The 26,160-nt window shown below is 73.4% G+C and carries 5 protein-coding genes; 1 reads left to right on the top strand and 4 read right to left on the bottom strand.

All coding sequences use genetic code 11. The features are described 5' to 3' along the window. Positions 1 to 34: 34 nt before the first annotated feature. The 4 genes from ACN27G_RS19415 to ACN27G_RS19430 all read right to left on the bottom strand — a co-directional run bounded on the left by ACN27G_RS19415 (position 35) and on the right by ACN27G_RS19430 (position 24,915). Positions 35 to 20,008: a hypothetical protein gene (locus ACN27G_RS19415; protein ID WP_421494202.1), complete on the bottom strand. Its 19,974-nt coding sequence runs from the start codon at positions 20,006 to 20,008 to the stop codon at positions 35 to 37. Between the two features lie 188 nt (positions 20,009 to 20,196). Next, the gene (locus ACN27G_RS19420) at positions 20,197 to 22,929 is read right to left on the bottom strand and encodes a discoidin domain-containing protein (RefSeq protein WP_421494203.1); all 2,733 of its coding nucleotides are present in this window, start codon (positions 22,927 to 22,929) and stop codon (positions 20,197 to 20,199) included. A 190-nt stretch (positions 22,930 to 23,119) separates the two neighbouring features. Further along, positions 23,120 to 23,785, bottom strand: a complete 666-nt coding sequence (locus tag ACN27G_RS19425) for a response regulator transcription factor (RefSeq protein ID WP_421494204.1) — start codon at positions 23,783 to 23,785, stop codon at positions 23,120 to 23,122. Next, positions 23,782 to 24,915, bottom strand: a complete 1,134-nt coding sequence (locus ACN27G_RS19430; RefSeq protein WP_421494205.1) for a sensor histidine kinase — start codon at positions 24,913 to 24,915, stop codon at positions 23,782 to 23,784. The genes ACN27G_RS19425 and ACN27G_RS19430 overlap by 4 nt, the downstream gene beginning before the upstream one ends. Positions 24,916 to 25,122: 207 nt before the next feature. Between ACN27G_RS19430 and ACN27G_RS19435 the strand changes: the two genes are divergently transcribed. Beyond that, positions 25,123 to 26,109 (top strand): NAD(P)-dependent alcohol dehydrogenase, encoded by a 987-nt coding sequence (locus tag ACN27G_RS19435; RefSeq protein WP_421494206.1) that lies wholly within the window; start codon positions 25,123 to 25,125, stop codon positions 26,107 to 26,109. Positions 26,110 to 26,160 lie beyond the last annotated feature (51 nt).

Here is a 26,160-nt window from a genome sequence, read left to right on the forward strand (position 1 = left end):
TCAGCGGGTCGAACGGGGCGGTGGGTCGAACGGGTCAGCAGTTGGACAGCAGATAGGCGAAGGTCTCGGTCAGCGCCGCGCGCGCCTGCCCGGCCGCGGCACCGGAGGAGCCCAGTCGCTTCTTCAGGTCGTCGAGCCGGGGCACCAACGCGGCCCGGTCCACCGGATCGACACAGTCGGGGTTCTTTCCGCTGGCCGGGCCCCGGGACGCCGTCACCCTGCCGACCTTCGACAGGATGGCCCTGATCTCGTCGTTCTCCTTCGGATCCTCGACCACCACCGCGTCGTCGAGCTGCAGCAGCTCGGTCAACGCCTCGAAGACCGTCGCGTGTGCCTTGTCGGTCCGGGTCACGGCCGCCGCCCTGACCAGGGTGAGCGCCTGGGCATGGGTGAACTCGCCGGCCAGCATCAGCTGCCACAACAGGCCGTCCATCGGGAACCGCTCCTTGCGCGTGCCCCGGGCGCTGAGGTAGTCGTACACGAAGGTCACCGGAACGGGCCCGTTCCGTGCGGGATCGTAGTTGGGCTCCAGTTCCAGCACCGTCGTCGCCTTCGGGGTGAGCCGCGCCGTCGGGAACGTCTCGGCACGCGCCGCCACCTCGAGGATGGTCAGGAAGGGCGACAGCCGTGGGATCTCCGGATGCGCCGCCACCAGCTCGCGGAGCGCGGCCACGATCTCCGGCCGCCGCAGTTCCGCGTCGTGCTGCCGGTGATACGCCTCCGCCTCGCCCCAGTCACGGATCTTCAACCACCGCAGCAGCACCGGTGGAAGCGCCGCACCCACCGGCGGGGTCGGCAGCGCGCCCGCGGTTTCGAACAGCACCCGCTCCGGCGCGGCCGCCATCCGTACCGGCTGGCCGTCCGCGGCCCGCAGTTCCCACACCATGTCCCAACCGGCCGTTCTCTGCTGGATGGTAACCGGCTGGTATCTGGCCCGGATCTCTGCCAACGCCTCCTCCGCCTGCCTCGTGCCGGCCGTGACCAGCAGCACCGGAGCCTCCCCGAAGGACCGGTACTCGCGCAGTGCGCCGTCCAGCTCCTGGATCGCCTTCATCCCGGATGTCCCGCTCAGGTCGACCGCCACCACCGGTCGGCCGGCGCCGCCCGCCTGCTCCCTGATCTGGTCGAGCAGCTTTCCGGCCCCGGAGCCGGCCCACTCGCCGAGCACCCGCACCTCCACCGGTGGTCGCGGCGCGGGCGCCGGCGGGCCGGTCGGGTGTGCCGGTTTCTGCCTGGTGGCGATGCCGGCGAACAGGTTCGACAGGTGCGGCGCGAGCTTGATGATCTGGTCCACCGCCTGGTCGATGGTGAACAGCAGCATCGTGAACTCGGTGCGCGCCACATCGTCGTCGAGCATCTTGGCGCGGGTGGCGAGCCGCGCCAGCCCTTCGGTGGCGGTCCGCCAGACGGGCCGGGCGGCGCGGGCCTGGTCGGTGTCCTGCGCGATGACCGCCATAACCTGGGGGGCGGCCTCGGTCAGCACGTCCCGCAGCTGGCCGATCCGCTCCGGCAGCGTTCCAGCGCCGTCGAACCACGCGAATGGCGCGGGCACGAGCGGCGGACTGCTCCACGTGACGGCCGCCCTGTTGATGTCCAGCTGCTGTGCCGGCGGGTCGATCGGCCACCAGCCCTGATATGTTCCATACACCGTGTGCCGCCGCCAGAGCTGCCCGCTGGCGTCCAGTGCCACGTTGGGATCCTGGGTGGGTGTCAGGTTGCCGTGAGCCTGGCTGAGGAACTGAGCGGCGGCGCGCACCCCGCCCTGCCATCGGGCCGACCACTCCTTTGCCGCCCTCGCCGCCTCCCGGGCGTCCTGGGTCATCCGAAGCGTCGACTCGAACTGTGCGTCGGTGCCGTCGAGCGTCACGAGGAACTCGACGGCGTCGGGACGGGTCGGGTCGTCGCGGCTCACCTGATGCCGCCGCTCGAACGCGAAGGTCTGGTTCATGCCCGGAGGTGGCGGTCGCAGCGGCAGCGTCGCCACCCTTCCGAAGATGTCGGCGTGTTCCGTACCGAGCACCCAGTCCTGCCGGAAGACGTGCCGCAGCACCTGCCGGACGCTGATGGGTCTCCCGAGCGCGCTCTCGAACTCCTTGTCGATCCATCGCCCGCCCGGTGGTGCGATGTCGGCCAGGCCGGCGTCACGCTCCTCGGCAAAGGTGACCAGCGATTCGACGATGGTGTCCGCGTTGTCCCGGATGTAGTTGCGGGCGTCATCGGGCAGTGCCGCGATATACGAGGTCAGCTCGTGCCGGCTGAGGGCCAGAACCGCATTCTTGGTATGACTGAAAAGATACCGATCCTGGTAGGACAGGAGCAGCACGTGGGTCAGCACCGTCGCCAGCGCGCCCTCCATCGCCAGTGCCTCCTCGCTCTGAAGGAGTTCCCGTACGTCCGCGTCGGTGAGCGGGCCCTGCGACAGCGAGCGTAGGAAGCTCGCCGACACCGACCTGGCGAAGCCGAGGACGAGATCGAGCAGGACACCCAGGTTGCGTGTCTGCGCCGAGGCGGTGCCAGCCTCCTGCCGGTCGGCGCGCAGGAATGTGGTCAACCCCGCGAGTTCCACGTCGGCCGTCGACTGGTAGTAGACGTGCGCCGGCAGGAAGTGGTGCGAAAAGTCGAGCGGCTCTGTTGCCGCCGCGTAGATCTCGACGTCGCCCGGCGTCAGCAGTGCCTGCCGGATCAGTTGGGCGGCCCAGGCCCGCTCCCCACCGCTCTGCTGCTCCTGGGCCCACCACGCCTCGATGACGTGTCCGGTCTGCTCCACGCCCGGACGCATCGCCTGGCCGAGAGTCAACCGTTGGCTGCCAGCCCATTGCAACCAGCGCATCATGGCCTTGTTGATCTGATGATTCTGGGCGGCCGTGTAAGGGACGGAGCCGACCTCCTCCGGAAGCACCGCACCCGGGGCTCCTATCACCTCCACGATGCTCCAGGACTCCATGGCGTCAACGGGGTCAGCGGCGATGCCAGCATGGCGGGGGGTGGGATACCAGCGGCCCGAGCGACCTCTCGTCGCGAGCTTCGCGTCACTCGAGAGGGTGAGGCCGAGCGACACCACCCGGGCAAGCTTGACCCCCTGCCATCTGAAGTCGTAGGGCTGGTCCGGCGGATTGAAGGGGCGGCCGGCTCCCAGCCGCACCATGCCCTCCAGTTCTTCGCCGATCAGGCCCGGCTCGCCGGGCCCCGGCGTGGGGTCCACCAGCGCCTGCCCCAGACGGTCCTCAGGAGTGGACCGGCCCGGACCGGCGATCACCTGGCCGGACCGCATGTCGTACTGCCGCAGCGCCCCGTCGGCGTCGACCACCAGTCGGACGTTTCCCTGCAACGCCGGCGGCAGTCGCCCACCGCCCCGCAGCGCCGCCCCACCGGCCCGCAACGTAGCCAGGTCGAACTCGACGGCCCGCCGGTCACTCCCGCCCGGCGCCGGCGCCGCCTGCTGCGTCTCGAACAGCACGAACCGCTCTTCCGAGAGCCGGTGGACCAGGACCATGTGCGGGGCGACATTCACCGGCTCCGGCGCGTGCCGTGGTCGCGCCGACGGGAGTGGCCGCACCCACACCGGAATCAGCGCCCCCACCGCCAGGTGCGCGAGCCGGCCCACCCCACCCTCCGGGCCGAACCATCCGCCGAACAACGCCGCCACCGCGTCCCGGCCGCGGACACCCTCCTCAGCTACCGCCGACCGCCGCCCGCCCGGCGCCGGACGTGGGGTACCCCGCAGACCGAGGCCGCGAAGGACCAGCCCCACCCGATCCGCGCAATCCGAAGCACCGTCCCAATCCGGCAATCCGCCGATCTTCGACAGGACCCGGTCGACCGCGGTTCCGGGCGTCTCCGGCGATGCCTGCGCGGGGGGTGGCGGCTGGGGTGATGCCGGCACCGGGGGTGGCGACTGCGGTGAACTGCCCTGGGCCGGTGCGGTGGCGGCGCTGGTGCGGTGGCCTCCGGTCGCCTCGGTCGGGCGATCAGGCGGCGAACCGTCCGACCGGGTCGCCCAGGGCGCGGCGCGGGCCCCGAAGAGCACCTCACCGGCCTCAACCGCGCCGAGGTGGCTGGGCGTGCGCCGACCGACCGCCGCGAGATAATCGACCGACGCGGCCAGCTCGTAGACCTGGACTGCCAGCTCGGTGGCGAGGTTTCGGATCGGCTCCTCATGATCAGCGGCCTGGTCGTGCAGGGCGACGGCTGCCGCGGTGGCCGCAGCGGTCAGCGCGTCCATGGCCAGGTCCTCGATTGTCGACAGGTCACCTGCGAACCGGCCGGCGTTCGTGAACCGGTCCGCCGGAAGGCGGCTACGCCCCCGATAACCGTCGACATATGTGCGGAGCCGCTGTTCGGCCGTGGCGAGGATGCCGAGGGCCGCCGTGATGTCGAGCGGCACGGTCCGGCCCGGGACCCGGGCAGCGATGGTGGCCGCCGACCTGGCGTGACCGGCCACGGTCACGATCCGATCCGCGTACTGCTCGACCCGGTCGGCGAGATCGGGCACATCGTCGCGGACGTCCTTGGAATGGGACAGCACCTCCAGGGCTGCCCGCGTCGCGCGGAGATCGAGCTGCGCGGTTCGGAGCTCCGCTGCCGCCTGGACGATATGGCCGACGGGCCGCACCACCTCGCGCAGCGGGCCGGCGTCGACCATCCGGTCGACCTGCTGCAGGATGGCGGTGACGATGCCTCGCATCCATTGTTCGACGCTCCGTGCATCCTCGTCGGCTGTCCGGAGGCTGGCTGCCAGCCGGTGCTGGAACTTCTGGCTCGCCAGGGTCGCGTGGTTGTTGAACGAGCCTGGTGCAACGCCCTCGCCGCCGAAACCGGGCCCGCCACGGGACGCCAGCCACAGCGCCCACCGCAAGCCGGACAGCTTCGACCCGTGCTCGTCGAGCCACGGCCGCCGCCAGTCGCGCCACACCAGATAGTCGGCCACGACACGGCGGACCAGTTTCTCGGCCCTGGACAGTTGCGCGGGGATTCCAGGGCTGCTGTCCAGCGATCCGCGCAGCGGCGACAGGAGCCGGGGGTCGGCACCGAACTGGCCGGCCGCCCAGACCAGCTCGGCCGGCGACTCCAGCGCCAGCCGGTAGGCGGACCAGGTCAGGTCCTTCGGCACCCGGCCGGTTGCGCCGACCAGGGTCACCAGATTCTTGACCGCACTGCCAGTCAGTCCCGACCTGGCGACCAGCGCCAGCAGTTCGGTGAGGTTCACCATCGGCGAACGGACGGCGGCCCGGACCGCCGCGACATTGACATCCAGCTGGCTCGCAACCGAGATGATCTCCGCTTCGGAATAGGGACCGGGCAGCTGCGCCCGGAGCGCGGCATCGGGCCCGCGCGGCGCCGCCACCCGCGACCCGGCGGCGCCCGGGTCCGACGGGTCCCGCAGGGTGAGCGCCGTCATCAGGGCGGCAACCTCGTCCCGCGGCACGTCTCCCACGAACTCGTAGAGCAGCCACTCGCCGTAGTCCGACGGGAGCAGCAGCATCGCCAGATCCGAGACCGGGAAGCCGAGCCGGGCGCTCAACGTGACGAACCGGGTCTGCTGCTGGGCCGTGTCCAACCCGTCCGCGACAAGCTGGCGTCGCATCTCGGCCGCCACCTGCTCGACCGGCAGCCGGGCCGCGATCTCCCGAACCCGGTCACCCAGCCCCAGCGCCAGATCCAACGGCCGCATCCCGAGCCCGTCCGCCACCGTCCGGACGTCCGCCGGGCCGGAGACTCCCAGGTGGGCGGCGACCGAGGCCAGGTCCACCTGCTCGCCGGTCATCAGGCTCTTCCGCAGGCGCGCGCCCTGCAGCGCCTTCGTGGCGGATTCTGCCGGCAGCGCGTCCAGCAGCTCGAACGAGACACCGAGGCGGCGCAGCTCCCCGAAAAGCGGCAGGTCGCCGGCTTCCAACCCCAGCCGGGGTACGAGGTCGAGCATCAGCACGAGATCGCTGCTGGTCCAGACACCGATGGGGTTCAGGCGGCGGACCAGAGCGGCACTCCAGGTCCTGTAGTTGTCGGTCGCCGCCGTCGACGTCCCAGCCACCCCGGCCAGGACGTCGCCGACGGGGAGGAGCCGTTGCGGATCCACACCCAGCTCACTCGCCACCGCGAACAGCGGCCTCGGGTCGATGCCGATCAGCTGCGCGTAGCGGGGAAGGTCGTCCGGTACCCGCTCCACGACGGCGGCCCACCTGACCAGTCGGCGCATGCCGTCGGTGCCCTCGACGCCGACGTCTCGGGCCAGCCGCTCCAACCGGCGGGGATCGAAGTCCGGGCCGATGGCACCGAGAACCCGGGCAATCTCGTCGGTCGCGAGACCGTTGGCGATCAGCCAGGACCGGTCACCGTCCCGCCCCTGCCAGGTGTGCGGCGCCGGCTCCAGACCGAACTGCTCCCGGGACTGCGCGAGCACGACGGGATCCACGAGCAGCTCCGCTACGCCGGCCAGCCGGAAGGCGAGCTCCACCGGCCGGCCGTTGGCCGCTCCGGTGTTGATCCGCAGGTGCAGGAGCATGCTCGCCCGGACCCGCGCCCGCCGGCCGTCGGCGGTCCGGGTGAAGCCGACCACCGACGCGTCGTACAGTGCCTGGTCGAGCTGGACACCCGCTGGCGGGCGCTCGGCCTGTGCCGGCGGCAGCGACGGCGGCGGCAGCGCGTCCCGCAGCAGCAACGAGGGCACCGACAGCGCGTCCAGCAGCTCCGCGCGCACGCCCACCGGCAGGTCATGGTCGGACACCTCCCGCTCGACCAGGTCCCGCAGCCGGGCGACGGAGATCTCGTCCAGGTCGTCGAGCACCACGCTGCCGTCGCGGCGTGCCTCGGCCGGGAAGTCGATCGGCCGCAGGCTGGGCAGCCCGGCCAGGGTGGCGGCCGCCGACCCGGCCGCCTGCACCGAGGTGACCCGCAGGTGGCGGGCCGGAAACTGCACCTTCTCCTGCAACGCGGTCACGCGCGGCTGTCCGGAACCGCCGGTGACCCGCACCTCAAGATCCACCGTGTAGTCGGCCACGTCGTCGCCCCCACCACCCGGCTGTGCCAGGTAGAGGATCGGGCCGCGCTGCGCCCGGATCACCAGCTGCCGGTCCGCACCGACGGCCTCCAGCACCAGACCCGCGTCGCTGAGCGCTCGAGGCAGATGCCGCGGCAGGGTGTAGGAGCCGAGGAACTCCTCAAGGGTCGCCGGCGCGGTCTGCTCGCCCCGGATCCGCCACTGCGTGACCCGGCGGGGTGCCACCGCCCTGGCCGTGTCCAGCACCGACCTGTTTCCGTGCGCGGGCGTGACGCTGACCGTCCGCGCGTCGTGCGGGATCGCCTCCCGCGACAACCGTGGCGGGCGACGTTCGGTGGCGACGCCGGTCGCCTGCGGTGCAGCCGCCCGCAACAGCTCGTCGACGGCCGGCGGCGCCGGATTCGTGCTCCCGTCCTCCGCCAGCCGCGATCGGACCAGGTCGTATTCCCGCGCTGCCTGGACGAAGCCGTCCCAGACCCGCTGGCGCGACTGCTCGGTCAGGCCGCCGAGGGAGGCCCGCAGTTCGTCCAGCCGGGCGGTGACGCCGGCCAGCGCCGCCTTCGCCTCCGTAGCGGCTCGGTCCGCCGCGGCGACCCGCGGCTCCAGCACGCCCATCGTCCACTGCCGGTAGCGCGCCGAGAAGAGAGCCACCGCCGCCGAAACACCCGCCACCGACGGCGGCGCCACCTCGGGCAGCGACATGACCCAGACCTGCACGTCGGTCGACTGCCCGGAACCTTCGCCAGGCCCGGCCGGCTGGTCGGTCGGCCTACCGGCGGCGACCTCAGCCAGTTCGGCCCGCGCCTGGCGGGTCGCCGGATCGTCGTCTCCGAGCATCCGCCGGTAGCCGGCCACCACGCGGCCGAGCAGGGCGATGGCCCGGTCCGGGTCGCCGGTCCTGTGGTGGACGGCGGCCACGAACCTCGTCGCATCGAGTATCCCCCGGTCGTCCGGGTGGGCCGATGCGCCGTCGAGCAGCCGGTCCAGCTTGCCGAGCACCAGGTGCGTGGTCAGGTGCTGAGTGCCCCACGCCTGCCGGTAGCCCTCCAGGGTCTGCGCGAGCAGGCGCATGGCCGCCGCCAGACTCCCGGCTCCGACGGGTGTGATCGCTTCGGACGCCGTACCCGGCAACGGGACACGCCCCTGTTCGGGATGCGAGCGGTAGCGTGTGCCGTCGGGTGCGGTGTAGTCGGCGGCGAGTCCGGGGCCGGGCCCGTGGGCCAGGTCGGGTCCCTGTCGCAGCGCCAGCTCGGCGACCTCGTCGACGCGCCGCAACGCCCTGGTCAACAGCCGCGGGTTCAGCACCGGCCCCAGCGAGTCGTCGACCTCGTTGTCGAAGGTGACCAGCCGCCACCCGAGTCCGGCGACCATGAGCCCCTGCCAATGGCGGTCGGAGAGGAGCAGCGGAGGGGCCGGCGCCGCCGGCTGGACGCCGTCACCGGGCCGGTAGGCGTCGTCGCGTCCTCGATGGCCGTCGTCGGGCGCGACCAGCGGATGGAGCATGGACAGCCGGTGCCGCCGGCGCAGCTCGTGCAGTCGGCGATGGTGGCCGGCGACGACGAAGAGCGCCTGGCGGGCCAGCTCGGGGCGCTCCCGCAGCAGGTTGTCCAGGCGGTCGACGGCGGCATCGTCGACCTCCTGCCGGGATACGGTGCCGGCAGGTCCGGACTGAGGGCTGGCCGCGACGACGACGATCGGGCGCCTCTGCGCCAGCGCCACCTGATGCAATCCGTCGAGCAGCGCGGGTGGCGGGCCGGGGCTGCTGGAGAGGTAGTCGACCACACCGGGCGCTGTCCCGGCCCGCTCCGCCCAGGCCTGGCCGTCGGCGTACCGTAGCGCCGGGGGGACGACCAGCGTCCGCTCGTACTCCTCGGCGCTGACCTTGATCAGGTCCTGGTGAAACGCCCAGCCGTCCTCTTCGGTCATGAACTCCAGGCCGACACCACGGGCCTCGCCGACGAGGTGTTCCGTCAGCAGCTGCCCGCCCGCGATATCCGGACCTGCCACCTCGGTGATCGGCCCGAAGAATGCCCGGTGGTTGACGGCCGGTACGTCCTCCCGGAGCCCGCTCAGCACAAAGTCACGCAGTGGGACGGTGTTGAGGCCACTGTTGGTCATGATGGTCGTGTCGTCGGTCAGCTCGAATCGCGGGTCGTTCCTGGAGAGGAAGAAGTTGATCCTCACGTTGGACCACTGCCTGAACTCCTTCCAGATCACGTCGGCGTGTTCGGCCAGGAACGCGCGGACGGCCGGCGGGTAGCTCTGCAACATGTCGGCGAACTGGAGCCGTGCGACAAAGGCGAGGTACTGCTTTGGCACACCCCTCGGTATGCCCTGTGCTTTCGCCCACGCGGCCGCGAAGGCGTGGTGCATCAGCCAGCCGACATGCCCACTGATCATCGCGGTTGCGGTGCTGTCGTCCGGTGTTGCCTGCTCCGGCGTCCCGCCCCGGGTCCGGGACCACTCCCGATAGCGGGCCGCGATGCGGTCGGCCGACCAGAGGCTGTCTTCGAGACTTGCCCTGGTCGCCGCGCCCCGTGTCTCGTCGCGCCACACCCGCGGCAGCAGGTGCCCGAGAAGTCGCCGCAAACCGGCAGGGACCACCCCGACGGTCCAGTGGAAGCGGGAGCCCTGGGGCGGGCCGACCGGCCCCCGGGCCAACCGGGCCATCTCGCCGAGCACGCTGAAGTCCAGACCGAGGCCGTCGAAGAGCGTGGGCATCGGTGTCACGTCCTGCGGACCGACGGTGGCGCTGCGCCGGGACATCTCCGCGTAGGCGTCGTAGATGAGCTTCGGCTCGGGTCGGGTCACCTCGTGGACGTGCGAGCGGGCGACCCCGCTGACCCGCTCCACGACGGACACCCCCCGTAGCTCGCCCGTGCCGCCCGCAACCCGCGCGGCTTCGCTGCTCCGGTAGAACCGGCCGCCGGGGCCGGTATAGAGGGGCACCCGCTCGTTTTCGAGCACGAACAGTCCGTCCTGACGCCGCGCCAGTTGGCCCTTTCGGCCGGGCGGCTGCATCGGACCTTGCGGCGTCTCCAGCAGGACGACGAAATCACGCTGTTCGTCCTCGTTGCCGGTGCCCTGGTAGTGCAAGCGGCGGTCGACAAGAGCGTCGATGTCCCGCGGCGGCGGCGCGGCGGTCACCGAGGCGGGGATCGGCAGTGGCGCCCCCGCACCGTCGTAGAGGCGGACCCGCAGATCGAACTCGCGGGCGGTGGGAGCGCCGCGCGGATCACGCCGATCCCCGGTCTCCAGCAGCTCACGCGCCGGCCAGGTCCCCGCGGGCAGCAGCCGTAGCCCACCCTCCCCCGAGTGCCGCGGGTCTATCCAGCGGGCCTGCCCCTTGTGGTGCAGCACCACGTAGGCGTGCCCGATCCGGCCCGGCCAGGCCTGCACGACGAAGGCGCTGCTCCCGGGCCGCTGCTCCACCAGGCGGTGCAGTTCCGCGAGATCGTTCATCAGCGGCCACGTCTCCGGCCTGCCCCACTCCCGCCACAGCACGTCGGTGACGTCCCCGTCATCGCGGGTCCGGTCGCTGCGCAGCCCGCCGGGAAACCGGATCTCCCGGGCGGCGGCCATCGCGATCACGCAGTACTGCTCGTCGGTCAGCGCACCCTGCCGGGCCCAGTGGGCCACCTGGCGGGGGATCCCGTTCACCACCGCCACCGGATCCGGCGGAACCGCCGCGGCGCCGACTCCGGGGCGCAGCAGCCGGTCCGCCCGCTGCCCCCGCGCGGCCGGCGGCGGCACCTCCGGCAACGGCGACAGCTCCGGCGACGGCGGCTCGACATCCTCGGCATCGCCTGCTTCGGCCAGCCGCCGGGCCTTCCACCCCAGCTCGTACATCTGCGTCACGTGCTCGACCCGAGCTCCGCCCGCCGCCTCGTACGCCGTGCCGAAGGCGTCCTGCAGCGCGCTGATCTCGCCCGGGCTCAGCCCCAGCCGCTCACCGTGCACGCCGAGCTTCGCGGGAAAGGTGGAGACGTCCCGTTGCGGCATGCCAATGGGCCGGCCCTCCTCGTCCAGCGAGAAGTGCAGCCGGGACAGGTCGATGAGGGTCACGGTGCCGGTCTGCGGGTCCCACACCACGTTGCCGGGATGGAAGTCTCCGTGCACCATCGCCGCCGGGCCGGGCTCGCTCTTCACCCGGGTGATCGCGTCCTCCGCACGCCCGGCGAGCGCGGCGGCGGGTTCGGACGTGGTGCGAGCTGGCAGCCGCGCGATCTGCCTACGGATCCAGTCCGCCTGCTCCGCCAGGTAGGTGTCGTGCACCCGGGTGCCTGCCATGCCCGGCGCCCCACTCGCGTGCAGGTGTGCCATGGCGGCGCCGGTGGCCTCGACGGCCCGTCCGAGCCGCGCGAGGTGGTCGGCGCGGTCCGCCGTGGTCACCCTGCCGGCGATGTCGATCAACTCGTCCAGCGTCTGCCCGGCGGCACGGGACTCCACCAGCAGCCCGGCCGGAGCGCCGTTCAGCCGCCCCGCACCCACCGCGAGCACCTCCGGCACGCGAAATCCGGTGATTTCCGGGCCGGAGAGCCGCTCCAACGCGGAAAGCTCCTCCACCAGTTCCGTCATCGTGGGGAAGACCTTGACTATCGCCGTACGCGTGCCGGCCGGATCGAAGGCCCGGTAGACCATTGCTCCGGAGCCGGTCTCCAGACCCTGCCCGGCGATCGGGGAGAGCTGGGCGTCCGGCCAACCCAGCGCGTTGCGGGTGAACGTCTGCAGGCCCGGCACGTCGGAGCTGGGAACCGGCGGCAGGAGCGCGGCGACCCGGTCGACCGCCTCCGGGTCCGTCTTGCCTTGCGGGGTACGGGCGCCCACCGCCGCGCGCAGCACCACCTGGACCTCGGCGGCTCCCGGGCGTCCGGGCGTCGTCACCGACTTCGGCAGCGACGGCGCGACGGGGTGTGCCACGGGCGGCGCGACAGGGTCCGTCACCGGCGGCGCGACAGGCTCGTGCACCCGCGGCGCAAGCCGCCCTGTCAGCGGCGGCGGCGCGACGGGCGGCTGCCGGTTGCCGGAATCGTCGCGGAGGTCGGTCGGCGGGCCCGGCAGGGCGGGCAGCGTGAAGCGCGTCCGCCCGGGCTGCTGCAGGAGCGCGTGGACCCGGTATCTCGCCGAACCCCGCTCTGTGGTCCACGTTTGGATGGCCCAGTCGAGGATCTCGGCGAGCCGCGCTGGATCGCTGGCCTGGTCGGGATGGATGGTCAGCCGGTGGGTTTCGTCGCGGTGTGTGCCGTTGATGGCGTGCCGCAGGTCGTCCGGCGCCAGCTCCAGTCCCGCGCGCGCGTCGGCGCCCGGCGCGGCAGTGGCGACCTTCAGGGCGAACCGATGGGCGTCCGCCGGGAACACCTTGACGAGTGCGTCCTGTCGCACGTCGATGACGCGTCCGGCCAACCGCGGGTCGTTGACCGCTTCCCAGAGCCGGGCGGTGAGCGGATCCGCCTCCCGCGCCTCGCGCAGCGCCGCGCTCAACGGGTCATCCGAATCGGCCGCGCTCAACGGGTCATCCGGATCGGCCAGCCGGGTGCCCCGCAGTTGGGCCAGCAGGCTGCCGCCGCCCACCCGGCGATATCCGTGCCGGCTCCCGAGCTCACTGACCACCGCCGCCCAGCGGTGGCCGGCGGTGTCCTGTTCGGCCCGCAGCCCGAGCGAGTCGAGCAGCAGCACCACCCGCTTGCCGACCAGCTCCGGGACCAGGTCGGCGCGCGCGTTGCGCAGCGGATCGTACGCGTGCTCCAGTAGCTGGACCCAGGTGTGCAGCCGGTCGACGGCCCTGCGGTCGCGAACGCTCAGCCGCACCGGGTTCTGCGGTGCCGGGCCGCGCCCCAACGCGGGTGGCCGTTGCCAGTGCACCACGGAACCCGTCCGCACGGACACGCGGTTGGTGGCCCGGCCGTAGCCGATCAACCGGCGGGCCAGCGAGCGGGGCATGGCCGCAACCGTGCCGAAAACCCCCTGGTCCAGCGGCGTCGGCACCGGCTTGATCGCCTCTTGCGTCGCCTTCGCTCGGGCGATGAGCTGGCGGACCTCCGTGGCCAGCTCCGCCTTGGTGAGCGTGAGCCGCCGGGTCTCGGCGAGTGCCGACGTGATCCGGGCGGTCTGCGCGAACAACGGGGCCGAGACCCGCAGTGCGTTCTCGGCGAGGCCCGTGGTCAGCTTGGCGAAACCGCCGATGCCGACCACCGCGCCCACCACCGGACCGAGCGGGAGTGCGGTGGAGACGGCACCGGCGATGACCATGTGGGCAGCCAGGGACGGCAGATGCTTGTAGAGGATCTGCAGCAGCCCGGAGACCTCGGCCGGACGTCCGGCCCCGATGTTGGCCCGACGCTGCGCCAACGCCGCAGCCAGCCGGGGCCAGCCGAGCTGGATCAGCATGTTGTAGCGACTGGGATCGGCCGGTTCGTCGATCGCCACCGGGCGCGGCACCTGGGGATCTCTTCCCTCGCTCAGCAGGTAGGTGGCCGCCCGGTCGACATACTGCAACTGGTTGAGGGCGTCCCAGCTCGCCACCGCCATCAGGTCTCTGAACTCGTGCTGCTTGAGGCCGCTCCACCCCGCCCCGTAGACCAGACCGCTGCCCCCGGCGGCCGCCATGTTCAGCGTCATCAGATCCACCACGGCCGCGGCCAGGAAGCCCAGCACGAACGACGGAACCTGCATCGAGGCGTGCTGCCCACCCACCCGGATGGCGTTGTGCAGGTGACTCGGCCGACCGTCGACCACGCCACGCGTGAAGAGGTCGTAGGTCTCCTCCAGGGCTGACCGGCGGAACGGCGTACGGCGCCGCTCCACCATCCGCCCGACCAGGTTGCCGACCTCGGCGGTTATCCCCGACATCATGTCGGCGACATCAGCGCGAACCTGTTCCAGTTCGGCCCGTAGCACGCCTTCGACCCTGAACTCGCCCGAGACCTGGGCCGACGCCTCGACCCGGTTCATGAGTTCCCGGATCCGGTAGTAGGCGCTTTCCGCGAAGTCGTTGCGCAGCTTGTCATAGGTGCGGGACTGCTCGTACTTGTACCGCTCCGCGGCGACCTTCTCCGGGTAGTCGAAAATGTGGTCGAGTTCGGCCGCGCCGAGGTTCGCCGCCACGGTCAGCGCCAGCGCTTTCCCACCGGTCACGCCGCCTTGGTCGGCGGCCATCAGCACGAACAGCGCCGCCAGCGACTGCGCCAACCCCGACGGAGACCGCTTCGTGAGGTTCGGCATCGGCGACCAGCTCCAGGCCGGCCTGGAGAACTCCTCGTCGTCCAGGTGCATGTCCGGCTTGGCCAACTGGTCCTTCGGCGGCTCATTGCTGCCTTTCATCGCCTCGTTCGCCGCGTCCGACATCGCCTGCGGCATCGTGGCCGCCGCCTGGCTGACCGCGCTGGTGGCAATGAGGTGGGAGGGCCGGCCGGCCACCAGCCCCGCCCCGACGGTGGTCAGGATCGCCATCGGGGACGCACCCACCCGCCGGACCGCGTGCACCACCACGCCAGGCTTGTCGGAGACCGGTGCCGCCGGTTTCGCCGCCGACACCCGGAGCGCGGCCGCCGCCCGCAGTTCGCCGGCGACATCGGCCGGCAGTCCGGGATCCTCGGCCAGCTGGCGGAGCGCGGCCCGTACCTCGGCCAGCATCTTGTCGAAGATCTCGATCTGGAACGAGGTACGCCCGGTCGTCCGGCGCGCCCAACGCGACGCCTTCCGCAGTTGGCGGGTCAGCCAGGTCGCGGTGCCGTCCCGCAGGTCGAGCAGTGCTTCGTGCTCGGCGAGCCGCTGTCTGGCCAGCACCACGACGTCGTCGGACGACCGGCCCTGCCGGACCGCCAGCCACCCCGCCAGTGTCCCGGCCATCCCGATCCGCAGCGCGGCATCTCCGGCGTCCCGCCGCACCTCCAGCATCCACCGGCCGTCGTCCGCCGGCGCGTCGTCCAGGACGACGGACTGGAAGCGGGGCCAGTCGGCACCGGAGACCACCTTGATCTGGAACTCGACGATCTCCTCGCCGTCGACGGCAGGGGCGCGGTCGCTGGCCGGGTCCGCCGCCGCCGGATCGCTGGCCGGGCCGGCCGGTGGGGAGGCCGGCCGTAACCGCAGCACGTCGAGGTCACCGGCCGCGGTCAGCCCGGTGCCGTGCAGCTCGGGTGAGGACATGGCGAACACGGCCGCCGCGGTCGCCACCGCCTTGACGAGGTTCGACTGGTCCGTGTCCGCGCGCGCGGTCAGCACCAGTTCCCGCACCAGCTTCGCCGACGACGTCGACAGACCGGCCGTGCGCATCCAGCGCCACAGCGCCTCGGCCCGCAGCGGGCCGCCGTCCTGGTCGCGCAGCACGCCCAGGGCCGCCAGCTTCCGCACCACGCCGGCCTCCAGGGCGGCGATCACCTCGGCCGGGGTCTCGGCCGGCAGGGACTCCATGCGCCCGAGCCGGTAGGCCAGGCTCGCCAACCGCCCGAGATCTCCGGGGCCGAACGAGAACCGCTTCCGGGCCTCGGTTCCGGGGCCGAACCCGTCGCGCGGCGTCGCGTACCGGAGGACCTGCCCGAAGCGCGAGAGCCGCGACCCCCGCTCCACGCCGAACCGGGTGCCCGCCCACAACAACCATCCGGCCAGCTCGTCCGGGGCCAGCCCCGGCGGCACCCGCAGCACCGCCTCCGGCGTCCGTCCGCGCACCGCGTCCCGTGCGCTGTCGTGGGGGAGCAGCAGCGCCGGCGTGCTGTACGCGGTGTCCGCCTCCACCCGGACGTCCAACGACCGTCCCTGGTGCGTGAAGCGCACCACACCCGGCCGAGCCTCGACGACCGACTCCACCCGGGCGAGTCGGCTCGTCCCGGTGGGCTCGCGCCGCCGGGTGTCGCGCGCCGGTGGGTCGGACTCCGCAGGTGCCTGCGGCCACACGTCCCGGATCTCCCGCACCGCCGCGGCCACCCAGGCGTCCAGGATGCCGAGGAACGGCTGCGCCACCCCGACGAACCGGTCGAGGTCCGCCCGCGTCGGGCCATCCGCCGCCAGGTGCTCGATGCCGAGCTGCGCGGCGACCTGCCGGGCGTACTCCAGCGGCGACCGCCCCGGCAGCCAGTCGGTGAGCGTCATCGCCGCGCCGTCCTGGACCGCGCCGCCGACGGTGGCCACCAGGTGCGCCTGATCGGCCGAGTCGACGAACTCCACGCCGACCCGCAGCACCGGCCCTGCCGCGTCGCGCGACAGCCGGTGCTCCGGAGCATTGAACGCCGCCTCGACGCCGGCCACCGTGTCGTGGCGGATCTCCCGTAGCTGCTCCGCGGTGGTTCCGGTACCGGCAACGAGGTGGACCCTGACCAGCGCGGTCCACTGCTCGCGGCCCACCGACAGTTGATAGCGCGTGGTGGTGCGTCCCTCGGAGCTGACCGTCACCTCCCGGATCGGCGGCGGCTCCGCCGAGGGCCGCCGTCCGCCGGTGGCCGGTCCGGCGACGACGCTGCGCCCGGCCTCGGTGCTGCGCCCGGGGACGACGCTGCGCCCGGCCTCGGTGCTGCGCCCGGCGTCGATGCCCGGTGGCCCCAGCCGCAGGCCGTCACCGCCCGGATCGACGGAGCGGAAACCGTCGAACTCGACGTCGCGACCGACCTCCGTCGAGGTGAGGTCGTTGAGGGTGTCCCACCCCCCGCCCACACCGTCGGGGTGGAAGAGCATCCAGGCGCGCCCGCCCTCGCCAGCGGAGCTGCCCCGGGCCCGGGTGATCAGCTGGCCGCCCAGCCCGTCCTCGCTCCGCAGGGCGGGCTCGATCGGCTCGGCGGGCACGATCAGGTCGTCCCGGGACGCCAGCACGGTCCCGTCACGTGCGGTGGCGTAACCCTGCACCCCGGCCGGGTCGAATTCACCGACCTCGCAGGCCAGTAGGGCCACGTCGGGCGGCAGGTCCGCGGTGACCATCGCCAACTGCTCCACCGTCAGCAGCACCTCGAAGGTCTGCTGGTCGCGGCGCACCGGTACCCGCACGAAGCCACCGGCCCCACCGGCACCGTGCACCACCACCGCCGGCAGATCGCCGGGCGGTAGCCAGTTCCGGCCGGTCGAACCCCGCTGCCACGTCGCCGACGACTCCGGGTCCTGGACGCCCGGCGAGACCCGGTGCCAGTCCTCGGGCGACAACAGCGCCAGCACCGGACGGCCGGAGACCGAGCTCCGCCGGATGATCAGCTCGGCGCCGTCGGCCAGGAAGCCACCCAGCCCGTTGGGCACGAGTTCCCGTACCGGCCGCGGCGGGGGCGGCGCGGTCTCCACCCGTTCGCCGGTTTCGAGATCCTTCAGGACCTGCTTGAGGGTTCCCACCCGGACCGGCATGTTCAGCTGCCGGCCGAGGCGGCGGGCGACGTTGGTCAGCCAGTGCACCGGATCGTCGCCCGGCTGCGTAGGTCGGACCGCCTTGCTCATGTAGCGGCCGGACTTGTCGTTGATCTGCGCACCGCCCGTTGCCGGGTCGTAGTGGATCTCACCGCTGACCAGTCCGGGCGACGCCGTCATGGGCCCGCCGGGCTCACGCTGGCCCGCGCTGACGGTGGGGTGCCCCTGTGCGTCCAGGGCCTGCACCACGTCCTCGTAGGTCAACCCCGGGTACGCCTGCGACCAGCCCGCGCGCAGGGCCTCCAACTGCCCCCGGCGGACGAGGCTGACGAGCTGCTCGCTGCCGATCCAGATCTCGCCACCCGGAGTCACCAGGTAGTGCCACTCGCCGTCCGGCTGGTCCTCCAGCATGTACGGCTGGAAGTCGGACATGCGCATCAGCAGCGGGTTCAGCCGGACCGGAACGTCCATGGGACGGCCCCGGACATCGACGTTCGCGTTGCGGACGTCCCCTCCCCCGGCCTGCTCCGCCCGCTTCAGGAGTTCGTCCGCCCGCTCCGGGTCCTGCGGCATGAACAGCGGGTTGTATCGGGCCGGTGTGCCGTCCGGCCGGGCGGGGGTCTGCGGCGGAAGGAGCTGAGGGTCCCCGCTCGTGCCGAAGACGTCGCGTTCGAGCGCCTTCACCCCCTTGGGCCAGACCTCGCGGCCGTACTCGCGGGTCAGGTCGACCGCGCGCCGCAGCAGCTCGTCGACGTCGCCGGTGAAAACCCGCAGAATGGCTGACAGCTCCAGCTCCGGGTCGTGGTGGAAACGCTGCCACCAGGACCGGAAACCGGCCGGGTCGGGGGCGGAGAGCGCGGCCTGTCCCTCGGCCAGCCCGGCGGCCAGCCGGTCCGCGAACTCCGCCCGGTACGCACCGATCGCCGACACCGTCTCCAGCCCCGCCCGGTACGCCCGGACCGAGTCGGCCCAGTCCGCCAGCGCCTGCCGCAGCTGGGTCCGCTCGACGTCTGCCACCTGTCCCGCCGCCAGCCCCCGCTGCAACGACCGCACCGCGAGCGCGACGGCGCCGCGATGCGCCGGCCAGTCCAGCGGCACGTCGAGGCGCTGGAGCCGGCCCGGCTCCGGACCCACCGGCGCGTCGTACGGCACGTCGGTGCCGAACCGTACCGACCGGATGCCCAGCTCCGTGGAGACGCGCGTGACCTCGTCCACCGCCCCGATCACGGTGGTGTCGGACTCGCCGCGCAGCCGCTCCAGCAGAGCGTCAAGGTCGTCCTGCGCAGCCAGGTCGACACCGCGCGCCGAGGCGGCGTCCCGCAGCGCGAAGAGCTCCGGTGACCGCTGCCGCAGGTCACCGCCGGGCTCCGGTCCGACCAGCAGCACCCGGGCGTCCGGATGCTGCCCGCGCAACCCGTCCACGAAGGCGGCCAGCACGCTCGCCGGTATCGCCGGGCCGGTCCGGGCGGCAAGGCCGCCCCGGAGCGCGGTCGAGACCAGGAAGACCGGCTCACCCGACGGAAGGCCCAGCTCGGCCACCAGGTCCGCGGCCGGCGGTCGCGGCTGGGTCTCCGTCCGCCGGGCCGCGCCGGGTTCCGCGTCGCCGACTGCCTGGCGCCGCGGTGCCGCCGTCGACGTGCCGGCGCTGGCCGGCGCCGCGCTGCCCAGACCGTCCACGGTGGTCCGCCGGCCCGCCGGATCCACCATCAGCACCGTGACGTCGCGGGACCGCAGCTCCGCCAGCTGTCCGGCGCCCGCCGTCAGGTCGATGGCCCGGAGCGCTCCCTCGCCGTCGACCTGCGCGTCAGCCCACCACAGCCGGCCGTCGTGCGAGACCAGCCACCGCGCCGCACCGGTCGGGCGCAGCACCAGCGCGGCCGAACCGGGCGTCCGCAGCAGTGCCGCCGTCAGCGCCTCCGGCTCGATCCGCTGGGCCGGGTCCGGTCCGCCCCAGCGGCGTACCAGCTCCGGCACGTCGACCGGCAGGACCCCGCGGGCCAGCGCCGGCAGGTCGGCACCGATCGACGGGCCGAACAGCGCCAGGCCCACGGCGAGCGGGTACATCGCACCCCACACCACGTCCCCGGGCGCGTACGGCGGCACCAGCAGCTCGTCACGGATCCGCGACGCCTCCGCGAGCAGCGTCGTCAACCTGTCCCACGGCCCCCTCGCCGGGTCCGACGTCAAGCCGACCGCCGCGCGCACCGTCTCCCGCGCCGCGGCCAGCCCGCGCGGCAGGCCCCACACCGCCACCGGCCGGTCCGGGTTCTCCCGCCCCCGGGCGTCCACCGCCACCATTCGTGGTGACATCGGTAGCGACGCGTCGTACGTGCCGTGCCGCGGCAGGCCCAGCAGGTCCGCGGCCTTCAACCAGTCCCCGAGGGCTGCCGGGTCGGCCGCCACCGTCCGGGCGTCGGGGACCGTCCGCAGGATCAGCCGGTCACGCACCGCCGCCGGCATGTGGCGCAACGTCTTCCGGACCGTCGCGATCACCGTCGGATCCCGCAGGACCTGCTCGGCCATCACGACCGTCGTCGTCCCTGTTTCCTGCGGCGACCGGGGCACCGACCGGGCACGCAGTAGCGCGGCTGTGTCCACCGGCTCCGACATCGGCCCGGGATGCAGGAAGACCCCCGCCGGTATCGGGATGAACCGACCGTCGTTGCAGATCAGCATGAGGACATTGCTGTCGACCACGTCGTACCCCTAGTCGGCGCCGGTAGCTGTTTGCCGCAACGCTGGAGCCTTCACTACGTGACAGCCGCCCGACCCGTTCAACCGGGCCGCGGCCGAGCTACGCGCCGGCCCGGTCATCCACGCACCGTCCAGGGACACTCCGCCGCCCGGTCGACCCGTGCCGAGCCCGTCAGCGCAGGCCGAGCCCGTCAGCGCACCTCGAACTCGTGGAGCGAGTACCCGTACCCGTCGGCAGCGCGGGCGGTGCCCAGCATCCTGACGTACCGGGCCGGCGTCCGGGTGACGGCGATCGTGGCGGCGCCGCCGGCGCCACGGCTGGTCGCGTACACCGTCCGCCAGGCCCGCCCGTCGAGGGAGACCTCGACGCGGTACGCGGTCGCGTAGGCCCGCTCCCACAACACCCGGACCTGGGTCACCTGCCACACCGCGCCCAGGTCGACGGCGAGCCACTGGGGGTCCGACTCGAAGGCACTGCTCCACCGGGTGTCCGGGTCCCCGTCGTTGGCGTACGCCACGGCGAAGGTGCCCGGAGGTTCGACACTGGACGCGGTGGCGGTGCCGCCGAGCGCCAGGTTGCGTCCGGAGCTGTTCACCAGCCCCGGCATGACGGAGCGTGTGGCGGGTGGCGGTGCCTGCTGCGGGCCGGTCGGCGCCGTGGGCGGTGCCTGCTGCGGGCCCACCGGCGCGGTGAGCCGGCCTCCTTGACCGGGCGCCTGCCCCGGGACGACCGGTGGTCCCGCCGCGCCGGGTCCGGCGGTGCCGCTCGGCTGGCCACCGGCAGCGGGTACTGATGCGCCGGCAGCGGGTGGGCTGCCGTTGTCCGGGGTCGGGAGCGGCCAGGGCGGCGGCGCCTCGGACGGCGGCGCTGCCGTGCCGGACACCGCCGACCCGGCCGCCGTTCTGCGGCCGGACGTCTGGTTCAGTGCGTAGCCGGTCACGGTCGCCACCGCTGCCAGCACCACGAGCACCGAGATCGCCGCCAGGACCGGCGTCGGCAGCCGGCGTACCCGGATCCGGTGCGGCGCCGCCGGCGGTGGCCCGGCCGCCGGTGCCGACCGCGGTGGCAGCGCCGGCCCGTACGGTCCGGACCCGTCCAGCGGCGCCCTGTCCGGCCGCGCCCCGTCCCGAGGGTCGTCGTCGGGCGACGCGGGCAGGTCGGTCGCGACGAGGGGAAGCTCGGCCGTGGACTCGTCGGGTGGGTCCGCACGCCGGGTCGCTGCGGGCGCCGCGAACGGCGGGGGCACGGGTACCGGAACCATGCGTGACAGCGCCGCCGCCCGGGGCGCCGGGGTGGTGGCCATCGCGGACTCCGGCCCGGGTGGCGCCGCTGCCGGCCGCGCCGCGGGCCGGCGCCGGACCTTCGACGCCGCGGGCCGGGGCGGGGCCTTCGACGCCGCGGGCCGGGGCGGGGCCTTCGACGCCGCAGGCCGGATGGTCGCGGTCGCTTCGCCGCCGGCGCCTCGCGGCGGCAGGCCACGCAGCGGCATCGCCCGCTGGAAATCGGAATCCGGCTCGTCCCGGGCGCCGGCGTCGAGTTGCGGCTCGTCGTCTGCGGTGACGCTCACCGTCGCCGCGACGGCGAACGGCTCGGGTGCCAGCTCCACCCGCCGGCGGGTCTCGACCGGAAGCCGGCCGACGAGCGCGCCCAGCAGCGGCAGCACTTCGTGCCCCGGAGGCTCACCCGGCACGCCGACGAAGATCCGCAGCTTCGACGGGACCCAGGGATGGCCGCGGACCACCTCCGCACCCCCGTCCAGCAGCGGTGGGCGCACCCACAGACCGGACTGCGTCACCTCCGCCACCCACTGCTCATTGAGCCGGAAAACGTGCTCGTCGACCCGCGGGAACCCGTCAAGCGCACGGCCCGTACCGGTCGGCTCCGCCGGTCCGGTGGATCGGAAGATCAGGCTGGTCGGCAGGGACTCCCACCGCCGCGTCCCCGACCCGTCGACCGCGACGCTGACCAACTGCCCGTCGTCGGCCAGCGCCGGCACGCCGGTGCAGACCAGGACCGGATGCTCCTCGTCGCGTGCCAGGCTGACCGCCGCCGCGACCGTGCTCGCCGCCGGCCCGTACGGCGCGAGCCGGAGGCGGTGACGCAGTGACGACGGCAGCGCCCGGACGACCGCGAGGATGGCCTCCTCAGACACCTCCGGATCATCCGGACGGCCGACCAACAGGACGGGGCGCTCCGCATCGAGCGGTACACCGTAGGCGGGATCGTCCAGTTCGGGCGGTGGCGCGCCCGGAACCTCCGGGCAGAGCCACATCCCCGCCGGAATCGGCCGCAGGACCGTGCCGCCCCGCGCGTCGGGGCCTCCGGGCACGCACAACCCGTCGATATCCGCTTCCCACTCGGGCCGGGGGGTACGGCGCCCGTCCGGTGCGGAGGCACCGGACGCCTCGTAACGCAGCCACCCGTCCACGGCGAACAGCGAGCCCCCGGGGACCAGGAGCACGTCCCCGCGCGGCGCGATGACGGTCGCGGTCAACTCGCGGGCGAGACGCGCGGCCAGACCGAGGTCGGACGCGCCCGCCCCGGCGACGGCGAGCCGGCCCCGGCTGCCGGGCGGCGCCGCGATGGGCAGCACCGCCTCGACCGTCGACCAGTCGTCGCGACCGTCGAGCTCGCCGATCACCGTCACGACATCCGGTTCCCCTGGCACCTCGGCCGCCATCGCCGTGATCGCCCCGTCGGGATCGGCACCCAGCACCGCCACCCGGTCGCCCGCCCAGTGCAGCGCGGAGCCGAGACGGCGCCATCGCCCGCTCCCGGTGAGCCAACCGACCGAAGCGCCCTCGCGCGGCAGCTCACCAGAGCCCTCGCGCGGCAGCTCGCCAGAGCCCTCGCGCGGCAGCTCAGCGGAGCCCTCGCGCGGCAGCTCGCCAGCGCCTCCGGGCGACAGTTCGCCGTCTGACACGGTGTCAACAACTCGCTCTGCCGGATGAAGGGCGTCTTGGGCCCTTGCCGAACGCCGGCGCTCAGGCTCACCAGTCACGTCCACACAACGCCTACCGCCGGTGTCCTGTTCAGCGAGAACCTGCCGCATCGCCGTCGCCTGGCCCGTGGTGACAGATCACGACCGCCACAGCCGGCCGTCGACGGCACCTTCATGAGAGCCAGCCGGGGCGGACCAGGCCGGCCTCGTAGGCGAAGACCACGAGCTGTGCCCGGTCCCGGGCGCCGAGCTTGACCATCGCGCGGGAGACGTGGGTCTTGGCGGTCGCCGGGCTGACCACCAGCCTGGCGGCGATCTCGTCGTTGGAGAGGCCGGTGCCGGCCAGCGCGACGACCTCCCGCTCCCGCTCGGTGAGCTCGGCCAGCTTCCGGGGCGGTGCCGGAGCGGCGGTCCGGGCCGCGAACTGCTCGATCACCCGGCGGGTGACGCTCGGTGAGAGCAGTCCTTCACCGGCCGCGACGACCCGGACGCCACGGATGAACTCCGCCGGATCGGTACTTTTCACCAGGAAGCCAGCGGCACCGGCGCGCAGCGCCTCGGCGACGTACTCGTCCAGTTCGAAGGTGGTGAGGACCACGATGCGGACCCCGGCGAGTGCGGGGTCGGCGGCGATCTGCCGGGTCGCGGCCAGACCGTCCACGCCCGGCATCCGGATGTCCATCAGGACGACGTCGGGGCGGAGCTGTCGGGCCAGCCGGACGGCGTGCGCGCCGTCGCTCGCCTCGCCGGCCACCGCGATGTCCGGCTCGGCGTCCAGCAGCGCCCGGAAACCGGCCCGGACCAGGGCCTGGTCGTCGACGAGCAGCACCCGGATCACGGGGTGGACTCCGGGCCGACGGGGAGGCTGGCCCGCACCCGCCAGCCGCCGCCCTCCGGTGCCGGGCCGGCGGTCAGCGTCCCGCCGAGCGCGGCGGCCCGCTCGCGCATGCCGGTGATCCCGTTGCCGGCCGCGGCCTCCGCCGGCTCCCGCGTCCCGCCGTCGTCGTCGACCCGGACCACCAGCTCCTCCGGTGTGTATTCGATGGTGATGGTGGCGGTGGCGCCCGGGCCGGCGTGCCGGCGGACGTTGGTCAGCGCCTCCTGGACGATCCGGTACGCCGCCCGGTCGGTCCCGGCGGGCAGCGGCCGGGGTTCGCCCCGGACCACGGTCCGGACCGGCAGCCCGGCGTCGCCGGTCAGCCCGTCGAGCCGGTCCAGCCCCGGTGCCGGCGCCCGGGGCGCGGCGGCGCCGCTGGTCGAGTAGAGCGTGTTGAGCACCGACTGGACCTCGCGCAGCGCCTCGGCGCTGGCCCGCTGGATCGTGTCGAGGGCGACCCGGGCCTGGTCCGGCTGCCGGCCCATCAGGTGCAGGCCCACACCCGCCCGGACGTTGATCAACGAGAGGTGGTGCCCGAGTACGTCGTGCAGCTCGGCGGCGATCCGCAGCCGTTCCTCGCTGGCGCGCCGGCGTTGCCGCTCCTCGTTGAGGCGCCACTGCTCCCGCATCGCCCGCTGGACACTCCGGACCGCCGGGGTGCCGAGTTCGGTGAGCAGGGCCAGGCCGGCGAGAAGCGCCGCCACGACGAGGGCGGCGTCCAGGGTGGCACCGCGCAGCAGCACCCAGCCGGCGTACCCGGCGGCGGCGGAGCCCCAGGCCAGCCAGCGATGCCCGGCACTGATCAGGGCGGAGGCCGCGATCACCGGCGCCAGGAAGGTCACCCCGGGCGGCAGGCCGAGCAGATGGTACGCCAGGGTCGCGCCGGCGACGATCAGGAAGTTCCGCCGGGGGAACCGGTGCCGGTCGGCAAGCGCCAGTCCACCGAGGACGAGCAGCGCGTACCCGACGAAGCCCACCTCGGCCGGCTGCCCAGGGGCGAGGATCGCGGTGCCGGCGGGCTGTGCCAGTGCGGTCAGCACCGCCAGGCCGGGACCGGGACGCGGCCCCGGGCCGTGGCTGGACCGGGTCATACCAGAACTGTAGGCGAGCGGCGCCCCGATCGACCCTGGCCGAGGGGAGGCAGTTCGGCTACGCCGGGCGTGGTACGCCGTACCCGCGCATACCACCCGGGGAGCATCCGCGATGCCCCCGCCGACCCGACGCGCCTCCCCCACCGCGACCGACACGCTCTGTCCATGACGACCAACATGGGCCGTGCGGCCTTGAAGGAGCCAACGATGAGGGCGATCGTCCAGGACAGGTACGGCGCTGCCGACTCGCTCCGCCTCGCCGAGGTCGCCCGGCCGGTGGCCGCCGACGACCAGGTGCTGGTACGCGTGCACGCGGCCGCCGTCAACGCGTACGACTGGCACGCGATGCGCGGCGACCCGTACATCGCACGCCTGTCCTTCGGGCTGGGCGCCGGACCCAGGGCGAGGATCCGGGGCCGGGACTTCGCCGGGCGGGTGGAGGCGGTCGGCCGGAACGTGACGCGGCTGCGTGCCGGCGACGCGGTGTACGGCGACCTCGGCCCGGTCGACGGGGCTTTCGCCGAATATGTCCGTGTCCGGGAGGAACTGGTCGAGCGGATGCCGGCCGGCCTGACCTTCGCGCAGGCGGCGGCGATGCCGGTGGCGGGCAGCACCGCCCTGATCTGCCTGCGTGACGCGGCCCGACTCCAACCGGGGCAGCGCCTGCTGGTCAACGGTGCCTCGGGTGGGGTGGGCACCTTCGCCGTACAGCTCGGCAGGGCCTTCGGCGCACAGGTGACCGGGGTCTGCGGCACCCGCAACCTGGAACTCGTCTCGGGGCTCGGCGCCGACGAGGTCGTCGACTACACCCGCGACGACTTCACCCGTGGCGGACGCCGCTACGACGTCCTGCTCGACCTCGTCGGGAACCGGTCGTTGACCGACCTCCGGCGCGTGCTGGCCCCCGGGGGGACGCTCGTGCTCTCCGGGGGCGGCGTCTCCGGGGGCGGCAGTCTTTTCGGTCCGATGTCGCTGCTCGTCCGCGGGCGCCTGCTCGCCCGCCTGGTCCGCCACCGGCTGGTGGTGCCGAGCACGGTTCCCAGCCGGGAGAACCTGGTCGCCCTGCGGGAGTTCGCCGAGGCGGGACAGGTGGTGCCGGCCATCGACCGGAGCTATCCGCTCGACAGGGCGCCGGAGGCCATCCGGTACCTGGAGATCGAGCACGCCCGCGCAAAGGTCGTCATCACCGGCTGACCGGCGGGATCACCGGCCGGTCGGCGGGATGACGGGCTGACCGGCCTACTG

Source organism: Plantactinospora sp. WMMB334 (assembly GCF_049179095.1).
Taxonomy (GTDB): domain Bacteria; phylum Actinomycetota; class Actinomycetes; order Mycobacteriales; family Micromonosporaceae; genus Plantactinospora.

Bases quoted from the DNA above. Each gene is read 5' to 3' on its own strand.
- ACN27G_RS19430 (WP_421494205.1), bottom strand. From the start codon at position 24,915: ATGACCCGGTCCAGCCACGGCCCGGGGCCGCGTCCCGGTCCCGGCCTG.
- ACN27G_RS19435 (WP_421494206.1), top strand. From the start codon at position 25,123: ATGAGGGCGATCGTCCAGGACAGGTACGGCGCTGCCGACTCGCTCCGC.